The 19,532-nt window shown below is 36.2% G+C and carries 12 protein-coding genes; 2 read left to right on the top strand and 10 right to left on the bottom strand.

Going from position 1 to position 19,532, the window contains the following annotated elements; translation table 11 throughout:
• Positions 1–6 precede the first annotated feature (6 nt).
• The 7 genes from CYJ72_RS10960 to CYJ72_RS10930 all read right to left on the bottom strand — a co-directional run bounded on the left by CYJ72_RS10960 (position 7) and on the right by CYJ72_RS10930 (position 14,667).
• Entirely contained in the window at positions 7–1,626 is a 1,620-nt protein-coding gene (locus tag CYJ72_RS10960; RefSeq protein WP_284629839.1) for a 2-oxo acid dehydrogenase subunit E2, read from the bottom strand.
• Positions 1,627–1,715: 89 nt separating this feature from the next.
• Positions 1,716–2,693: an alpha-ketoacid dehydrogenase subunit beta gene (locus CYJ72_RS10955; protein ID WP_066125238.1), complete on the bottom strand. Its 978-nt coding sequence runs from the start codon at positions 2,691–2,693 to the stop codon at positions 1,716–1,718.
• Positions 2,693–3,802, bottom strand: coding sequence for a pyruvate dehydrogenase (acetyl-transferring) E1 component subunit alpha (gene pdhA, locus CYJ72_RS10950; RefSeq protein ID WP_071409280.1), 1,110 nt, complete (start codon positions 3,800–3,802; stop codon positions 2,693–2,695). Before pdhA ends, CYJ72_RS10955 begins: the two co-directional genes overlap by 1 nt.
• Before the next feature lie 547 nt (positions 3,803–4,349).
• Positions 4,350–11,174 carry a pullulanase gene (locus CYJ72_RS10945; protein WP_284629838.1) on the bottom strand — a complete coding sequence of 2,275 codons (6,825 nt, stop codon included), beginning with the start codon at positions 11,172–11,174 and terminating at the stop codon, positions 4,350–4,352.
• A 943-nt stretch (positions 11,175–12,117) separates the two neighbouring features.
• Positions 12,118–13,080 (bottom strand): IS30 family transposase, encoded by a 963-nt coding sequence (locus tag CYJ72_RS10940; protein WP_101975427.1) that lies wholly within the window; start codon positions 13,078–13,080, stop codon positions 12,118–12,120.
• Positions 13,081–13,610: 530 nt separating this feature from the next.
• Positions 13,611–13,784, bottom strand: coding sequence for a 30S ribosomal protein S21 (gene rpsU, locus CYJ72_RS10935; protein ID WP_066126806.1), 174 nt, complete (start codon positions 13,782–13,784; stop codon positions 13,611–13,613).
• A 382-nt stretch (positions 13,785–14,166) separates the two neighbouring features.
• A complete protein-coding gene (locus CYJ72_RS10930) occupies positions 14,167–14,667 on the bottom strand; it encodes a Fur family transcriptional regulator (protein WP_101813322.1) in 501 nt (166 codons plus the stop codon).
• A 56-nt stretch (positions 14,668–14,723) separates the two neighbouring features.
• Between CYJ72_RS10930 and CYJ72_RS10925 the strand changes: the two genes are divergently transcribed.
• The gene (locus tag CYJ72_RS10925) at positions 14,724–15,557 is read left to right on the top strand and encodes a pyruvate, water dikinase regulatory protein (protein ID WP_066126846.1); all 834 of its coding nucleotides are present in this window, start codon (positions 14,724–14,726) and stop codon (positions 15,555–15,557) included.
• A gap of 83 nt (positions 15,558–15,640) precedes the next feature.
• On the opposite strand, the gene CYJ72_RS10920 is transcribed toward CYJ72_RS10925, so the two are convergent.
• The 3 genes from CYJ72_RS10920 to CYJ72_RS10910 all read right to left on the bottom strand — a co-directional run bounded on the left by CYJ72_RS10920 (position 15,641) and on the right by CYJ72_RS10910 (position 18,313).
• A complete protein-coding gene (locus CYJ72_RS10920) occupies positions 15,641–16,624 on the bottom strand; it encodes a diaminopimelate dehydrogenase (protein ID WP_284629837.1) in 984 nt (327 codons plus the stop codon).
• 95 nt (positions 16,625–16,719) lie between these two features.
• Positions 16,720–17,739, bottom strand: a complete 1,020-nt coding sequence (gene holA, locus CYJ72_RS10915; protein WP_066126849.1) for a DNA polymerase III subunit delta — start codon at positions 17,737–17,739, stop codon at positions 16,720–16,722.
• 208 nt (positions 17,740–17,947) lie between these two features.
• Positions 17,948–18,313: a HesB/YadR/YfhF family protein gene (locus tag CYJ72_RS10910; RefSeq protein ID WP_066126851.1), complete on the bottom strand. Its 366-nt coding sequence runs from the start codon at positions 18,311–18,313 to the stop codon at positions 17,948–17,950.
• Between the two features lie 250 nt (positions 18,314–18,563).
• Between CYJ72_RS10910 and CYJ72_RS10905 the strand changes: the two genes are divergently transcribed.
• Entirely contained in the window at positions 18,564–19,331 is a 768-nt protein-coding gene (locus tag CYJ72_RS10905) for a gamma-glutamyl-gamma-aminobutyrate hydrolase family protein (RefSeq protein ID WP_066126853.1), read from the top strand.
• Positions 19,332–19,532: the final 201 nt, after the last annotated feature.

Below are 19,532 nucleotides of genomic sequence, written 5' to 3'. Positions count from 1 at the left end.
TACACCTTAACCTTCCATTAATAATAATTCTGGGTTAGCAATTAAGCGTTTGAACTCATTCATTGCTTTTTGAGCAGTTGCACCATCGATAATACGGTGGTCGTAGCTTAATGATAATTTTAACATACGGCCAACAGCTAATTCACCTTCAGCATTAACGATTGGTTCTTGAACGATACCACCAAATCCTAAAATAGCTACTTCAGGATAGTTGATAATTGGTGTAAACCACTTACCACCTGCTGAACCTAAGTTAGAAATAGTGATTGAGCCACCGTTCATTTCACCGGCAGTTAATTTACCTTCATGAGCTTTTCCAGCTAAATCAGTAATAGAATCCGCAATATCAAACATTGACTTAGTATTAGCGTCTTTAATAACTGGCACGTATAGACCACGATCTGTATCGGTTGCAATACCAATATTATAGTAGTTTTTGTATACAACTTCATTCGTTGCGTCATCAATCGAAGTATTTAAAGCTGGATATTTCTTAACAACAGCCACTAATGCTTTAACAGCATAAGGTAAGAATGTTAATTTAGTATCGCGTTCAGCTGCTACTGCTTTAAATTTCTTACGGTGATCCCATAATGCAGATACTTCCACTTCATCAAAGTGAGTAACATGTGGTGCAGTATGTTTAGACGTTACCATTGCTTTAGCAATTGCTTTACGCATTGGTGTCATTGGTTCACGAGTTTCTAAATCTGATAAATTAGATGTATAAGGTTTAGCTGGTGCTGCTTGTTGTGCAGGAGCAGCAGTACTTTGAGCTGGTGCTGATGGTGTAGAAGCAACTTGAGCTGTTGGTGTTGCCACTGCTGCTGAACTATCAAAGTTTTCAACGTCTGCTTTTGTTACACGACCATTGGCACCTGTACCTGGTACTAATGAGATGTCAATTCCTTTGTCACGTGCTAATTTACGAACAGAAGGCATTGCTAATACACGACGATTAGGATCTGCTGCTGCAACTGGAGCACTTGCAGTTGTTGAAGCTGGTGCTGATGCAGTCGCTTGAGTTGCTGCTGGTGTTGCTGTTGATGCTTCTGGGACATGTCCTTCAGCTGCGATTTCAACTAGTACATCACCTACTACTGCTACTGTTCCTTCAGGAACCACAATCTTAGTAATAGTACCAGATACTGGTGATGGAATTGATTCAACAGACTTATCGTTTTGGATTTCAACTAAAACATCGTCTTCATTGATATGGTCGCCTTCTTTTACTGGCCAAGATGCTACTTCACCTTCGACAATTCCTTCTCCTAATTCAGGTAATTTGAATTGGAAAGTGCCTGTTGCTGGTGCTTGTGAATCTGCAACTGTTGCTTCAGCCGCTGCTGGTGCTGCTGGCGAAGTTGCTGGTGCTTCATCTTCGTGACCTGGCGCATCGATTTCAACTAATACATCGCCTACAACTGCTACTGTTCCTTCAGGAACATGAATTTTTAAGATTTTTCCAGATACTGGTGAAGGAATAGATTCAACCGATTTGTCGTTTTGGATTTCAACTAAAACGTCATCTTCTTTAATCTCGTCGCCTTCTTTTACTGGCCAAGATGCTACTTCACCTTCGACAATACCTTCGCCAAGTTCAGGTAATTTGAATAAAAATGCCATGATTTTTGTCTCCTTTTATTTTTCATAATGAGATTGACCAAAGAGGTAAAACATGTTTACCTCTCGTCAATCGCTTCGTATAAAGTCTATTAGAATTCGTAAGTTTTACGTACTTGTTCTTCAATATCTGTTGCATTTGGTAACCAGTCTTTTTCAGCTTGACCAAATGGGAAGATAGTATCAGGAGCAGCAACAAATCCGATTGGTGCTTCTAAGTCTAAGATTGCACGTTCAGAAATTTCAGCAATAACACGTGCACCCACACCTGCTTGACGTTGTGCTTCTTGAACAACAACCACGCGATTAGTTTTTTGAACTGTTGCTAAAATAGCTTCTAAATCTAATGGTGAAACTGTACGTAAATCCATTACTTCAACTGAAATACCATCTTTTTCTAAGTTTTCAGCTGCTTTCAATGCCTCACGAACCATCGCTCCGTAAGTAATAACAGAAACATCTGTACCTTCCTTAACGATATTCGCTTTTCCTAAAGGAATTGTATATTCTTTTTCAGGCACTTCTTCACGGAATGAACGGTATAATTTCATATGTTCTAAGAAGAACACTGGGTCATTATCACGAATTGCAGAGATTAATAAACCTTTTGCATCATATGGATTTGAAGGGATTACTACTTTAATACCTGGTGATTGCGCTAATAAACCTTCTAAGTTATCCGCGTGCATTTCTGGAGTATGTACCCCACCACCAAATGGTGCACGGAAAGTAATAGGCATTTGACGTGAATTACCTAAACGGTAACGTGTACGAGCCGCTTGACCTACAACAGAATCCATTACTTCAAAAACGAATCCGAAGAATTGAATCTCTGGAATTGGACGGAAACCAGTTAAAGCTAACCCAACCGCTAAACCACCAATACCTGATTCTGCTAAAGGAGTATTAAATACGCGGTCCTCACCGAATTCGTCTTGTAAACCTTCAGTGGCACGGAAAACCCCACCGTTTTTACCAACGTCTTCACCGAAAATTAATGTACGGTCATCGTTACGCAATTCTGTCGCTAATGCTTGAGTAATTGCTTGGATCATTGTTAATTGAGCCATTATTTATTCTCCTTTGCTTCGAATTTTGCGATTTGTTCTTGTAAGAACACGTCTGGAGTTTCAAACATATTTTTTAAGAAATCTGAAACTTTTTGTTTTGGTTCTTGATCAGCTAATTTAACAGCTTCTTTAATTTCTTCTTGTGTACGTTCAATCACTTCGTCTTCTTTTTCTTTAGACCATAAACCTTTGTTTTCTAAGTATTTACGGAAACGAATTAATGGGTCTTTTGCTTGCCATTCGTCTTGAACACCTTCTGGTTGGTAACGAGTTGGATCGTCTCCAGACAATGTATGTGGTCCGAAACGATAACAAATTGTTTCAATTAAGACTGGTCCGTTACCTGCTAAAGCATATTCACGAGCTGCTTTCGTTACGGCGTAAACCGCTAAAATATCCATACCATCCACTACGATACCAGGAATACCTGCAGCAACTGCTTTTTGAGCTAATGTTGGCGCCGCTGTTTGTAATGAACGTGGTGTTGAAATAGCCCAACCATTATTTTGGATGAAGAAAATAGCAGGAACTTTATAAGAACCAGCGAAGTTAATTCCTTCATAGAAGTCACCTTGTGATGAACCACCGTCACCTGTCCAAGTTGCAACCACTGCATTTTTACCGTCACGTTTTAATCCAAATCCAACACCCATTGCTTGAATATATTGAGCTCCGATGATGATTTGTGGTGGATAAGCATTGAGATCTTTATCAAAAGTAGATCCTGCAACGTGTCCACGAGACCATAAAAATGCTTTATGTAATGGTAAACCATGTTTAATTAATTGAGGAACATCACGGTAACCTGGCATGATATAGTCTTCACGTTCTAACGCATTGATAGACCCTAATTGAGATGCTTCTTGTCCTGCTGTTGGTGCATAGAAACCTAAGCGACCTTGGCGGTTTAATGCTGTTGAACGTTCATGTAAAATACGTGACCAAACCATATCCTCCATCAACTTAACTAATTCATCATCAGATAATTCAGGTAATAAATGCTCGTTTACTACATTACCTTCTTCATCGATGATTTGTACAGTGCTAAAATCGAAGTTATTTGGATCTAATAACTTTTCGAATGAAACAGTAGTGTTCTTATTTGCCATACTTGTACACTTTCCTTCCTTTTTTTAATGCGAAATAAAACAGCCCGAATTTCTGTTATTATCTCTATTTCCATAATTTAATGTATCACTAACGCTTCGTAATTGCAAGTATAATATAGCTTACATCATTGTTATAATAGGCTTTGAATAGACTTTGTGATATGAACCACATAATAATTTTTTTAATTATATGTTAAATAAAAACTCTTACTTTTTCATAAATAAAGCATTGGCTTTTGTTTATTCTGTTATAAAACAACTTTTAAACTGTTATATTTTTCATAGATTTCATAAATTTTCAAAGAAGATTTTGTGAAACATAATTAAAATTCGATATAGTTTGTGAAGAAATGTTTTTACTATTGTAATTAACAAAAAAAGAAGTGAGCTAGAAGAAGGAAATCATATGATTTTCCCTTCGAGTGCCCACTTCCTACTAGTTGCGTTGCGATTAATAGGTAATTTTATGTTAATTCATTTATCCAGTGACTGTCAAGACAACATCCGCAATCCTATTTCTGCGCTTACAACTAGCTCATTTCGTTACCTACTCTTGCTCTTCTTCGGTTTTTTTGACAATTAAACCTAGTCCGACTAGTACCGATAAAGCAGCTGCAGTGAAAATGGATGTGTTTACTTTTTCACCTGTATTTGGTAAAACAGCTGCATATTCCACTTTTTCAATCGGTTTGGCTTTAGCATCCGTTTCTTTTTCTTTAGAAGGTGTTTCTTCTTCTTGACCAGGTACCTCTTCTTCTTGACCTGGTGCTTCTCCTTCTTGACCCGGTGCTTCTCCTTCTTGACCTGGTCCTTCTTCTTGACCTGGTCCTTCTTCTTGACCTGGTCCTTCTTCTTGACCTGGTCCTTCTTCTTGGCCTGGTCCTTCTTCAGGATCCTCAATTGGTGTTTCAGACGGAAAAACAAACATTGTAATAGACACAATCCGTGAGCTGCCATCTTTGAAGACAACTTTTACTTTGGCTAAATGCTTACCAATGTTCGATGTGTTGATTCCTTCGACGATTTCTGATACATAAGCATCTTCTGGTAAAGTTATTAATGCTGAGTAGTCATCTAATGTGACTTCATGACCTTGAACGACCTCTCCATCTTTGACTTCGCTTATCTCAGGAACTGGTGTAATTTCAGTCGCTGGTATCTCCTCGCCTTTCTTAATCAATAAGATAGCAGTTGTTAAACCATCTAAAGTGATAGAATTTTTATCTAATACGACCCCTTCTGGAGTTTCAATCACACTGGTTCCAGCTTGCTTAGCGTCAGCAATGACTTTCGCATCACCTAAATGTTTGAAAGCTTCGCCAAAATTAACGGTTCTTTCTTTTTCATCCGCATTAATGAAAACAGCATAAATATCTCCATTAGATGCTTTAGCTTGATAACCAATAATTAAATCATTGGCTTCCACTTTAGCCTTAGGATCTGTGTTCGGAACCGTAATTAACGATACATATTCATCAATTTCACTTGCTAGATCATGACTGAAAGCATCGGTAGAACGTCTAATTGCAATTAAACCTCTTGTATAGTTATGCGTTAACACATTTTCTGCATATTTTTCAGCATTGGTCGCTTTTTCCCAATCGAAACGGTTAATCGCATCACTTGAGTCATAAGAGTCATGAATAAAATATGGATACTCAAATGGGTTACCATCAGCATCAACCATGTAAGTTGCTTTATTCGGAATTGAATCATCACTTACGGTTGTACGATAATCCGGATGTGAGTATTGTTTTGTTCTTCCATATTCTTGTCCAGAATGGATAAATGGTGTTCCTTGTGACGTTAAAATAATACTATTTCCTAAGCGGACGCGTCTCAATATTTCGTCAGAATGATCTTTTGGATCTTTCTTAATCGACTGTGCGATGACATCAAACAAGGTTAAGTTATCATGGGCAGCGATATATTGAATTACATCACCTGGATCATCTGCTTTAAAGTTACTTGGACGTCCAATAATATTGTTAAAGATTAACTCTAAATTACGAGCACCGTTGGTTAAAAAGCGCGGTTGTCCTTCACTACCAAAACCAGATTTTAATTCATTACGAATTTCATCTGAGAATGAAGCAACACTATCAGTTAATTGCATCCATGTTTGGTCAGCAGGTTGTTCTGGTAAACCATCATCACCTTCATAGGTAACCCATCCTTCTCCCAACATTAAAATATTAGGATTTAACGCTTTAGCTGCATTATACGCTTCTTCGATAGAGGCCGCATCATGATCGCCCATCATATCAAAACGGAATCCATCCACTTTATATTCATCGACTAAATATTTAATAGAATCAACTAAGACTCTTCTAGCCATCTTATGCGTGGTTCCTAATCGTCCACCACCAAATGATTCTTTAGGGGTACCGTCAGCTTTCATAAAATGATAATAATTAGGTTCTAGATCTTCAAAGATATGGACTTGAACCGTATGATTATAAACAACGTCTAAAATCACACCCATCCCTCTTTTATGAATTTCATTCACTAAGTTCTTAAACTCTTCAATCCGTTTACTTGGGTTAGTTGGATCTTCAGAATACATCCCAGTTAATGCAAAATAGTTTTGTGGATCATAGCCCCAGTTATAATTAGAATTGCTTGACGCATACTCTAATAAACGTTCGTCATTGATTAACTCATTGACATTGTAATAATTCATCACCGGTAGTAATTGAATATGGGTAACGCCTAAATCTTGTAAATAATCTAAACGTTCCACAAAAGCAGCAAAGGTTCCAAATTGCGCCGTTAATTCATCTGCGATATTAGGATCAGAAGTAAAATCACGAACATGCGCTTCATAAATAATGGCATCTTCACGTTTTTTATAGCCTTCAATATTGGCAAAATCTAATTTTGGTCCTAATTGATCTGGCGCTACAAAAGCCGCTTTTCCAACTGGTTTACTCACTACATCTTCTGGTACTGGCATTGGATTAGTATTATCCCATGCTCCCATTGATTTTGCATATGGATCTAAAACTAAATATTTTTTTCCACCACGAATAATTTCATAATGATAGAGATAATTAGTCAAAGTCTCTAGCCCTAAATCTTTAGCAGCATCTAACTTAACATTCCAAACGCCTTTATCTGAAGCTGCCATCGCAACTCGTCCAACGACGGTATTATTATCGTCTTTATCATAAACAACCACATTCACCTCTTGGGCACTCGGTGACCAAAGATTCATTTCTGCGACAGTACCTGTTTCATTTAAAGTCATTCCTAAATCGCCGTCATAACCATACACTTCGTCAGTTAAACGCCATCCTGTACGTGTATTAACTGTCATCTCCTCAAAAGTAATGCCAAATGGAGCATTTTCAAGAGCGAAATCACCTGTTAATAAAACAGTAGTACCGCCCTCTTGGATAGAGACAGAGTCTAGGGTTACTGATTGTTGAGTTGAACTTGTAATGGTTAAGCCATTTAATAAATCTTCATTGGTTAAACCTTCAGTACTTGAGAATTGGAGTTCAATTGTATTTTCTGATAATTGTTCCGCACTATTCAATTGAATTTGGCTAACATAGTATGGATTGGTATAAATTTTTGCATCATTATCACGGATGAATAGTTGAGTGTGATTTTCTAAATCTTTAAAGATAAAATCTTGTTCTATGACTTTCTCTCCAGTTGATTCATCAACAATTAAAAATCCTAATTCAGCTAATTCACTTAATGTGACATCGGCATAATATCCATATTTACCTTCACGGTCAAGGTCAATGCCGTCTGGCCAGTTTTCTCCTGGTTTTTCAACAGATCCCCATGTCCAAAGACCTAAATTATCATAGTTACCATCAGTACGGTAGTAATTAATACGTACCGTATTCGGAGTTTCAATCGGTTTATAATAATTCACACCCCAATCAGCATCAATCCACACCTCATCCATCGCTGGTGAAATAATATCAATGCTTTGATCGCCGGTAATGTTATCGCCTTTATTGTTATTAATTAAATAATTAATTTTCTTCGCTTCTAAGCTTGATTTACGAACATCCAGATAGTACCCATAATCATCTTGTCCCGCTTCACCAAAGTTAGTTGCGCCAGTCGGCCATGATCCTAATTGGTCAGATGGCGTCGCAACATCACCCCAAGTCCATAAACCTAAAGTATTATGAGCTTGGTCTGGTAATTCTTTAAAGTGAATTCGAAGCATGCCTTCTTCAACTGGTGGCTCTTCTGCTGAGGTTAATTTGGCATTAATAATGTCACCATTCGTCACCGTTAAGAGTAAGGTTCCGCCATCGTTAATCGCTGGGGCTTCAATATTAACGACATACTGACCTGTTTCAGATAGTGTTGCATTATAAGAGTTGCCTGAATAGTGATCAAATAAGACAGCGTCTTCTCCTGACACTTCAATGGTTAAAGGTGTTGCTGTTTCGTTTAAGTTAGTTGCAATATAGGCACTTTGATCATTATAAGAGCGTTTAGCAATTAACCATTTTTCAGAATTATTACCGGCTAAAGTTGTACGATCTCCTCGCGCCATTAATTCAGAATGTTCATTTCTAAAGTCTAATAGTTTCGTATAATGCTCATGCATCGCATTGCCATCAACCTTATCCCAATCGAATTGATAACGATTGTCATAATAAGGCCAATTATTAGCACCACTTAAACCGAGTTCTTCCCCGTAATAAATTACAGGTAACCCTTTAGCGGTTAATTGAATAGTAGCAGCAATCTTTTGTTTATTTAAATCACCACCTAACGAATAGGTAAAACCATCTTCATCATGGCTACTTAAAAATTGTCCAAGAGACTCCGCGTTGGTAATAAACCCATTACGATTAATTAATTCTTGTTGAGCTCCGGTTAAATCGCCATTGACTAGTTGTTTAGCAATTTCTTTAAAGCCGAAGTCTAACAAACTATCCATTTTTCCTTCGCCTAAATCGTCATTATCATTGGTATAATTTGCTCCCCAAGATTCGCCCATTAAGTGGAAATCTGAATCTAATTCTGCTAATACATTCTTGAAGTGTTGCCAAGTTGTATTATCCACATTTTTAACAGTGTCAACTCGGAAACCATAAATACTATTACCTTTACTTGTAGTAGCTTTTTCTAACCATTGTGATTGCCAAGCTACCAATTGTTCTCTTACTTCATGTCGTTCCGTTTCAAAATCAGGAAGGCCACTTAAGCTACGTTGAGTATCTGGATCCATTCCCTCTTCTTGACGGATTAAACCATCAAAGCGTTCTTGATCTTCAGCTGTTGGGAATCCTTCTACTGGTAATGAATCTCCTTTATTTAATCCATATCCCGGATGGTTTAACACTACATCGACTAAGATGTTAATGCCTCTAGCAGCTGCTTCATCAATTAATTCATGAAAATCTGCTAAACTTCCTAAATGTGGGTTTAATTTTTCAAAATCACTTGCCCAATAACCATGATAAGCATAAAACTCATCAACATTATCAGTACCGCCTACATTATACTTAATGTTTTCAACAATTGGCGTTACCCAAATCGATGTCACTCCCAAGTCTTTCAAGTAATCTAATTTAGCTGTAACACCCTTAAAGTCACCACCTCGATAGACTCCGCCTTGGTTTTTTGCTGATTCATAAGGTAGATTATAGGGGTTATTATTAGTTGAATCACCATCAAAGAAACGGTCAGTCAACATAAAGTAGATGACTTGTTCATCCCAATCTAATTCACCTTCAGCTTTTACATGCTCTTTAACAACTACTGAGGCTGTTGTTTCATAGTAACCATTATCAGCATCATAGACACGAATCGGTATTTGATATTCACCTGGTTTGGTATCATGTGTTGCAGTAATCGTCACACGGTTTAATTCAGGAGAAATTTTAACTTCAGCACTCGTCCCCAAAGCAGAAGTATCCGCAATAATTTGCTTAATCTCAGCATTATCAGGATTGGTAATCGTCACATCTAATAATGCAAAATGATTGGATTCCACTTCCTTATTAACACTTGCTTCGACTGTAACATTATGGACTCCAGGCGTTGCTGTACTTGGGTCTACTTTATTTTCAGCAACAAAGTATGGATTGGTATAAACAGTTTGATCGTTATCACGCAAGAATATTTGACTATGCGTTTTACGATCAGAAAAAACTAAATCTGTTAAAGGTTTTGATTCATCCGCCGTATTTACGATTAAAAAGCCAATACTAGACTCAAGACCTTTGGATAATGGTAAATCAACGTAGCGACCATATTGACCTTCTTGTTCAAATTTTAAAGCGTCTGTTGGCCAATTTTGTGGTGAGTTTTCTACGTCAAACCAAGACCAAACACCTAAATTTTCATAATTATTATCTGAACGAAGATAATTAATTCTAAGAACATTTTCATCTTTAAGTGGTTGATAACTATTCGTTTGGAAGTTCGCATCAATCCACGCTTCATTCATTTCACCGCTTAATAATTTAACGGTTTGATCTGTTGGCGTAATTTTAATAGAGGCATCATCAGTACCAGCTGTATCTAATAATAAGAAACCTATATCAGCCGGATTAGTAGATTGAGCAATATCAATATAATAGCCGTATTCATCTTTTTTATTAGGATCAAAGAGCGTTGCACCCTTAGGCCAACCATCAGGATGATTGCTTGATTCGTTTTCTACGCCACCCCAATACCAAAGACCTAAAGTACCAATTTTATCTTCAGGTAAATTTTCAAAGTGTAGGCGTATCATGCCTTCTTCAATTGGTTCAACAGCCGTTGCCGTGTTGTTGGTTGCAGCTGCTACACTTACCGTTTCATTGCTAGCGAACGTATTGACTGCTTCATCTGTATTAGATGTTACTGGTGTCGAATCTTCCGTCACTTCTTCTGAAATGGATGTTTCATCTGATTCTGCTAATAAAGTAACAGGTTCATTGACTGTCGTAGCATCATTGATTGACTCATCCTCAACGGCAGTGTTTGTATCTACTAAAGTTGTTTCAGGTAATTGAGTAGACTCTTCGACACTTTCATCTATCTCTGCTTCTGTGGTCTCTACTAGTTCAGTTGGTGCTTCTTCTCCAACTGTCTCAGCATTCGATTCCGCTACTACTGTTGTCTCCTCAACTGTATCCGCATTAACTTCTGCTGATACAGGTATATCCACTAATGGTACTTCAGCTTCTGTTTCATTAGCATCGGCTACTAAGGCGCTATCAGCTGAATCACTCAATGTGCCATCTGTCACTGTCTGAGCAGAAACAAAATTCGCATTAAAAAATAAGCCTGCACCAATTAATACCGAAGCAGTCCCAACTTTAAAACGACGAATTCCAAATTTTTCGACTTTCTGCGATAACTTCGCCCGTCTTACCTCAAGGTTATTCTTACCGGTCATTTTTAATACCTCCATCAAGCTCAAATAAGCTGTAATCGTTTACTTAAATAATAGCAACTTAAAATTTTATTTACTAGTTAAAATCTCATAATGATATCGGTAACATTGAGAGAATATGATTTGTTAACGGTAACAAAATATACGTTAGAAAAATTTGGCAGATTATCAAACTGATTTTTTTCAAACTTTATTGCTAATCATGATACAAAAGAAATCATCATCGAAATTAGAGAGTGGGCAAGAAGTAGAAAATCAATAATTTTCGCTTCGTGGCCTCCCCCGCACAGTTGGGAGTAGACCAAAAGTAGAAAATCGAATGATTTTCGCTTCGTCGGCTATAAAATTACAATAAGATTACCCAATTTGTTGCACGTAACTTTCCCCAGTTACAAAAACTATTGAGGTAATCTTTTTTCAGTTTTGTGGAAGGATACAAGACTATTTTACTAAATAGAACAACACTCTTTGCTTCATTCATATTTTGTTGCATGTCGGTTCGTTGGCTTGTGAAATGAATTGAATATCATTCTTTCATTTCCTTATTTAATATGAAAGTTTATTATTCACAAGCCCGTGTCTTATTTTTTTGATTGTCAAATTAAGCTAGAATTTTTACCTAACACATAATACGTTTGCTTTTTTTCTAATTGATAATTAAAATGGTTGTTCGAAAGTTCAAGTATAAATTAGCCACTGACTTTAAGGTTTCCACAACGTCAGATTTGTGGCAAGTGTAGTGAGTCAGATTGATGCATTAAATCGTTAGAGCTTGACTTGGATGCTCCGGTATGATACTCGCGAATAGCGAGTTGGGGAAAGGGTTTGGGTAGAAGACCCAAAAAGCATCCCCAAATCATCATGCCGGGCTAGGCACCAAGTCAAGCTCTAACAATCAGGTGCCTTACGCAATGGATTCACTGTCTTAACAAACACATTGTGTGCATTAGAAAGCATCTATCCATCCAAGTTCCTTACAACAATCGATAAAAACTTCAATTGGCGTTCGATAACCTAATGATTTTCGTGGAATTTCATTGCGGAAATGAGCTGTTTGGCTGAGTATTTCCTGCGATATATCGGTAAAATCCATCCCCTTAGATAACCCATCTCTTCGAAGTAGTCCATTAGAGTGTTCATTTAAGCCGCGTTGTGACGGACAACCGGGATCAGCAAAGTAAATATTGATGTCATTGACATTTGAAATGGCTTGCCAATCAGAAAATTCTTTTCCACAATCAAACGTAATGGATTTAAATAAATTTCTCGGTAAATAAGCAAACCAGTTATCACAAGCGATTCGCACATCACTTGCTTTGCGACTGTTAATTTTTATCGGGATGATGAGTTTACTGATTCTTTCGACCAGTGTTAGGACTGCACTCTTATGGTCTTTTCCGACAATAGTGTCACCTTCTAGATGTCCAAATTCTTTCTCATATTGTGGATTTTCTTTTTGACGATCTTCGATGGTGCGTCTAAAGTGTTGTTTACCTCTTTTTTCCTGATACCCATTAGGTTTTCTCTTACCTTTCATCGGTAAAGTTGAGGGATCAAAGAGTTCCGAGTCTTTAAAACGACGATAAAGTGTTCGAGCTGTACATCCTAATGGGAGTTCATTCCGACCAATGATGACGTCAGGAGACCACCCCTGGTCCACTTTTTTCTTAATATATGTGATTTGTTTAGTGTTAAAGACCTTCTTTTTGGCACCACAGCGTGATTTATTCTCTTTATATTGATCGTAGTATTCCTGAATATTACCACTATTTTTAAGAAAATTAACGACGTTATAAATGGTTTGGATGGCCCGATTTAATTTTTTAGCGATATCCGTTACTTTTTTACCGCTATCGTAATAATTTTCTATCCAAATCAATTCTTTCATGGTAAGATGTGTATAAGCCATTTGTATGTACTCCTTCCTTAGCATGTGATTTTATGTTTAGGATACCATACAAATGGCCTATTTATTTTTCTAGCTTAATTTTACTATCCAAGTTTTGAGACATTTTTTGCTTAATTATTAAGAATTTATCAATTTTTGCGAATAATTTTTCGAAATTTTATGAAAATGAAAATTCTACGCAAAAAGAGCTGTTTTTGTGTCTCAAAATGAGACACGCTGAAAATTTATGAAAACAAAAATTGGGTATTTTTGGGATTTTTTACTGTTTTTGTCTATTTGGAAAGCTTACATTGTGAAATTAACTTTCCTATGAAAATATTTAATCGCTTTTAGAAAAATGAAAGTTTGTGAAAAATAATTTAGTGTCAAAAAATTGCGAAATGACCTACATAGAAATTCTTTTGACAAGTAAAAGACAGCATTTTTAAGTGATTCATCAGCAAATAACAAAAAGAAAAACACCACTCAATACTGAGTAGTGTTTAAATCTTCTTGATATATCAAATTGTCTATATCGCTCAAGACGTTTTCTAGAACTTACGTTTACGAGCTGCTTCTGATTTTTTCTTACGTCTTACTGATGGTTTTTCGTAAAACTCACGTTTACGAGCTTCTCTTAAAGTACCTGTTTTAGAAACGTTACGTTTGAAGCGACGAAGAGCGTCATCCAATGATTCGTTATCACGAACTACTGTTTTTGACATATGATTCCCCTCCCTCCAAGCATTGAGTAACCTTTCTTAGATTATTATTTATCTAATAAGTCCTTTTATAATTATATCAAATCTCATAAACTTTACAACTGTTTCCTGAAAAAATATCACAATTTCTCAAAAAAATGAAACCTTTGTGTAAAATTAAGTGAGAATAAGGTAGGACATAAACTTGGTAATATTAGTCAAGATTATTGTTCGTTAATGAGTAGCGCAATGGTTGAGTGGTCTCAATCTGCGTCTTAATGACTTGCTTGAGACCTACTCAACTGTGCGGGGGTAGGCCAACGAAGCGAAAATTATTCAATTTTCTACTTCTGGCCAACTCCCAACTGTACGCGGGTGGACAAAAAAGCGAAAATCAATTGATTTTCTACTTCTGTTCTACTCCCAAGTTTTTACATTTTTGGCATTTTCCAAAGATTTCGAATCGATGCCATTCAATTTCAACATCTGATAAATTGGTTGTTACTTGATCCATTGGACAGGCATCTAATGGTATCGCAACACCACAATTGGTACAGATAAAATGATGGTGATGATGATGATCCGCTCCACAACTGATACGGAACATTTGTTCTTGATTATATTCTGTTCCTTCTAATAAGCCTGTTTCAACGAAGTCATAAAGATTACGATAAGTCGTATTATAACTCATCGTAGGATATTTTTTGACCATATGTTGATGGACATCTTGTGCACTAATATAACGGTTTTCTTCTGCGAAAAAAGTTAAAATTTCTTCTCGTTTTTTGGTCTTTTTGTAACCGGCCTCTTTGAATTTTTTTAAGCCATCTGCTACGATTTCTTTAACTGATTGTTGTTCACGCGCATCATAATGCACATGATCACGACAATGATGATGATTTTTCATTTAAATCCCTCACATTTATGGTATAGTTAAAATAATAATCATTCAGGAGGTTCCTAATGGAAACACAAAACCCAAATAACAAAATAGATTTTTATATTATCTCCGATTCGATTGGTGAGACTGCTAGTAAATTAGCCAAAGCAGCCATTGCCCAATTTCCTACTGTTACTACAGTATTGCATAAATTTATGTTTATTTCAAACAAAGAATCTGCAGATGAAATATTAAAAGAAGCGACAAAGCGTAACGGTATTCTCTTATTGACCTTGGTTAATAACGAGTTAGCTGAATACATTGAGAATTATTGCGAACAACATCAATTAACATACTTCAATATAATGAAACCTGTTCTTAATGAGATTACTAAGCGGACATCCAAAGAACCCAGTAAAGTAGTCGGTGCCCAACACGATTTATCTGAAGAATATTTTGAACGTGTGAGCGCGATGGAGTTTTGTATGCGTTATGATGATGGAAAAGACCCTAATGGTTTAATTGAGGCCGACATTGTCTTACTGGGCATTTCAAGAACAAGTAAAACCCCTTTAAGTATGTATCTCGGCAACATGGGCTATAAAGTCGCCAATCTTCCGCTAATCCCTGAAAACACTATTCCTAAAGTTTTATTTGAAATTGATCCCAATAAAATAGTTGGATTAACAACTTCAAATACCGTCGTCAATTTACATCGTGAAAATCGTATGAAAGAATATGGTTTACCATCAGGTACTAAATATGCCTCAATGGAACGAGTCAATGAAGAATTAAAGTTTTCAAGCGAGCTCTATCAAAAATTAGGGTGTTTAGTCGTAAATACTGCGGAACGTAGTATCGAAGAATCGGCTTCTATTATTGTCCAATCACTAGGATTAACTAATAAAGTTTGGTAATCATTTATAAACACATAGATTTCTGTGCTATTCTATCAAATTCACTTGATTAATACTATAAGCACAGAAATCTTTTTTTCATATTATAACAATGATTGAATTAATTCCTCACGACTGGCAAACGATAATAACGCGATTGGAATGTCCAGAACGGTTTTAGCACCAAATTGCCCCTCATTAGCTAATCGATAAGCCGCTCTTGCATAAGCAGTTAAGACACTAGCTGTAAATTCAGGGTTAGAATCCAAATCTAATTTAAACTCCATCACTTGTTGATTATCGACACCTGTTTGACCACTGGCTACCACAAAACCACCATGAGGTAATCCAGAGTGTTTCTCATCTAATTCCCTTTGAGTTACAAAGTGAACGGTCGTCTCATAAGGTTCAAAATAATTTGGCATCGTGATGATGGCTTCTCTAACAAGATGCTCATCCGCCCCTTCTTTTAATACTACATAACACTCTCGACGATGTTTTTGACGTGCTGTAAGGGGCTGAGATTGACCAGAACGTACGTGTTCAATGGCACTTGTGACAGGTATCGTATATTGTTTGGCATCTTGAACACCTTCGATTCTACGAATCGCATCCGAATGACCTTGCGATACCCCCTTGCCCCAAAATGTATCAAAATGTGGATTGCTTAATATCGATGAAAAGAGTACCCGATTTAATGAAAATAAACCCGGATCCCAGCCCGTTGAAATAACACTTACTTTTTCAGCGTTTGTAGCCACTTGATTAACCTTTGCTAAATGTTGGGCAATTTCCGCATGATTATCAAAGCTATCGACGGTATTAAACCATTGAGTAAATTCCGGCGTTTGTTCAGGCAAATCCGTTGCAGACCCCCCACATAAAATCATGACATCAATCTTATCTTGAAAGTGTTGTGCCTCATTTATTTGATGAACTTTAACTACTGGATCTTGTGGCACAATTGTTTGGGGATCACGACGGGTAAAAATCGCTACTAATTCCATATCGGGTTGTTGTGCGATAGCCAATTCTACCCCACGTCCCAGATTGCCATATCCAATAATACCTATTTTAATTTTGTTCATCAAATCACCTCAATTAAATTTATAAATAAATTCTAATCTTTTTTTAATTTAAATGCAAGTTTTAATATGAAATTAACGGTTATTTTAATATATTTTTATTTCATTTGCATAAATTGAGTCATTAATAAATAAAAATACATCTCTTTATCACCAATGCCCGTCTTCATTTGATAATCCGTTTCAATTAATTGTTGATAAAACCTTTGGATATCTTTTAAGGAATATTTTACTGCTAATTGATTTGCTAATTTCACACGATACGGATGAACCCCTAGTTGGCTTGCAATATTTTGTTCTAATTGTCCGGTACTTGACAATAACTTTACTTGAAGCATTAAGCGAAATTGCGAGATTAACAAAGCCAAAATCGCAATCGGTTCATGTTTCATCAATATTAAATCATCATAAATTTGCTTAGCCTTTGCTGCTTTTCGGCTTAATAAAGCATTGGTTAGTTCAAATACATCCGATTCTAAGACGCGTGGTACTAGTTGTTGAACCACGTCGATAGTTACTTCTTTCCCACTGATGGCATAACTTTTTAATTTAACAATTTCCAACATGGCAGTACTTAAATTAGATTGAACGCGATTCAATAATTCGTTTAAAGCATCGGGAGTAATCTTTAAGTTATTTTCTTGAATATATGATTTTAAATAGTGTTTGACATCCTGTTCTTTAATGGTAGCAACATCAACAATTGTAGACTTGGCACTAAATGCTTTAGTAATCTTTTTACGTTTATCTAACTCATCAGCACTTACTCGCCAAACCACAATCGAATTGGGATTAGGATTATCAAGATAAGCGATTAATTGTTTTTGTTCAGAATCGCTTAATTTTTGATTAGGCTGGGCATTAAAGAAGGTCACATTTTCTACTATAATCAAACGGTATTCTGTAAAAAAAGAATATAACTCCGCTTCGTCTAATACAGCTTGTATAGTATCAACATTCAAATCAATATGCATCACGTCTAACTCATCCGCTGCTGAGAGTGTCGCAGTCAAACTTGACATAAAAGTAGATTGTAAATAACTTTCAGAGCCCAATAATAAATAATTAGGTTGAAAATTCCCCTTCTTGATCTGTTTAATGGCCTCTTGTACTTTCATAGCAACCTCCTTTTTTATTAATTATTATACCTATTTTTACGAATACTAGGTAGTCCCTCTGAATTCATATTAAAAAGTCACGATATCTCTAAACTAATACACACAAATCTATTAGCTCACTACTACGTGACCTTCTATTTAATAATAATTCTATTCCACATGGTATTTATTCTAATATCTATTGGCTCACTACTATGAGACAATCTATTTAGGCTTGGTCTTTTTTAGAAGGTCCAGTGGCCGTATCGACTGTATCATCGGCATGTGGTGCATGCGAACCGGCAGTTGGCTCATAATGATATGTAGGTTCTTGTAATTGTTCATCACAGTCTACATAAAAATCATAACCGTCAAAATACCATTCATCACTTTCTTCAATAAAAAATTTAGTTCCCTTCACTTCAGTCATGACTAAAGGTCGGCTTGGTTCAGCTACTTCCATCCCTAATGAAAAATTTTCATGAACTGGTGAATTACCATAGACTTTACCAAAAAAGCGAATACCAGTCGTGGCTGTTAAACCCATTTCCTCTGCATACCATGCCTGAGCAGCTTCTGATACAACTAATTTCATCTGTTACACCCTCTCAAATTTATCAATGTAGTTTCATTGTAATTAATAATGATTATTTATACAAGTTTATCGATTATTCCTTCAGTAAATAAAATGAACAGTTTCTTTCAACCACAACTATTTCAGAAGTCTTTATTTCACAAATTTTTCATTAAAATATTGTAAAGGTTGCGTAACAGCTTTAATACGTTATAATGAAAGAATAATTTTAACATTTTAAATTTAAATATATATTACAAGGAGGAACTTCATGAAACCAGTAATCGGTATCACCGGAAATATTTCATTATTATCCAGTGCACAACCTTTTAATGTTAATTATTCGCCTTTAGGTTTTAGCAAGGCTATCGAAAAAGTAGGTGGCTCACCTATTATCTTACCTATCATGGACACAGATAATGCTGAAGAGTTGATTTCTATTGTAGATGGCTTATTATTAACCGGTGGTGAAGACGTATCACCTAAATTATATAATGAAGAACCGCGTATGGTCATTGGCCCTACGTCCCCAGAACGTGATCGTAGTGAAATCTTATTGTTAAAAGAAGCAATGAAACAACAAAAACCGATTTTAGGCATTTGTCGTGGTTTACAATTAATTAACGTTGTTTTAGGCGGATCACTTTATCAAGATTTATCTGAAAACAAAGACATTACCATTCAACATGTGCAAAAAACAAAGCCCCATCATCCAACTCATTCTATTGCTGTAAAAGAAAAATCACATATTGCTAAAATCTTTCAAACAGGCGACTATGTGAATTCTTTCCATCACCAAGTCATTAAAGATGTCGCCGACGGATTAACCGTATCGGCTTGGAGTCAAGACAAAGTCGTTGAAGCGATTGAATTATTTGAAAACAATCAGAGTATTTTAGGGTTACAATGGCATCCTGAATTGAATGCACTCAAAAATAATGAACAAAGTTTAGCTATTTTTGCTGATTTGGTTAAACGTGCCAATGATGCTAAACATCATATTAAAGCAAGAAAAGAAACCCCATACTATAATATTTAAGCTTTTAGTACAAAAATTACGTGCAACAAATTGGGAAATCTTATTGTAACTTTTATTTTTAGTTTAAGTCTCAATGTTTTTAACCTCTAGTTGCTAAGCAAAATAATCATAATTTGTTTGGTAGCATCGATTAAAATTTCGCGAGTGGAAAGTTGTATCTACTGCTTTTTTTATGATTAGGCATGCAGTCAAGTCATTGAC

Origin of the sequence: Globicatella sanguinis (genome assembly GCF_002847845.2) — a bacterium.
GTDB lineage: Bacteria > Bacillota > Bacilli > Lactobacillales > Aerococcaceae > Globicatella > Globicatella sanguinis.
The sequence above is the reverse complement of the archived record's forward strand: the minus strand, read 5'-3'. Positions and strand labels throughout refer to the sequence as shown.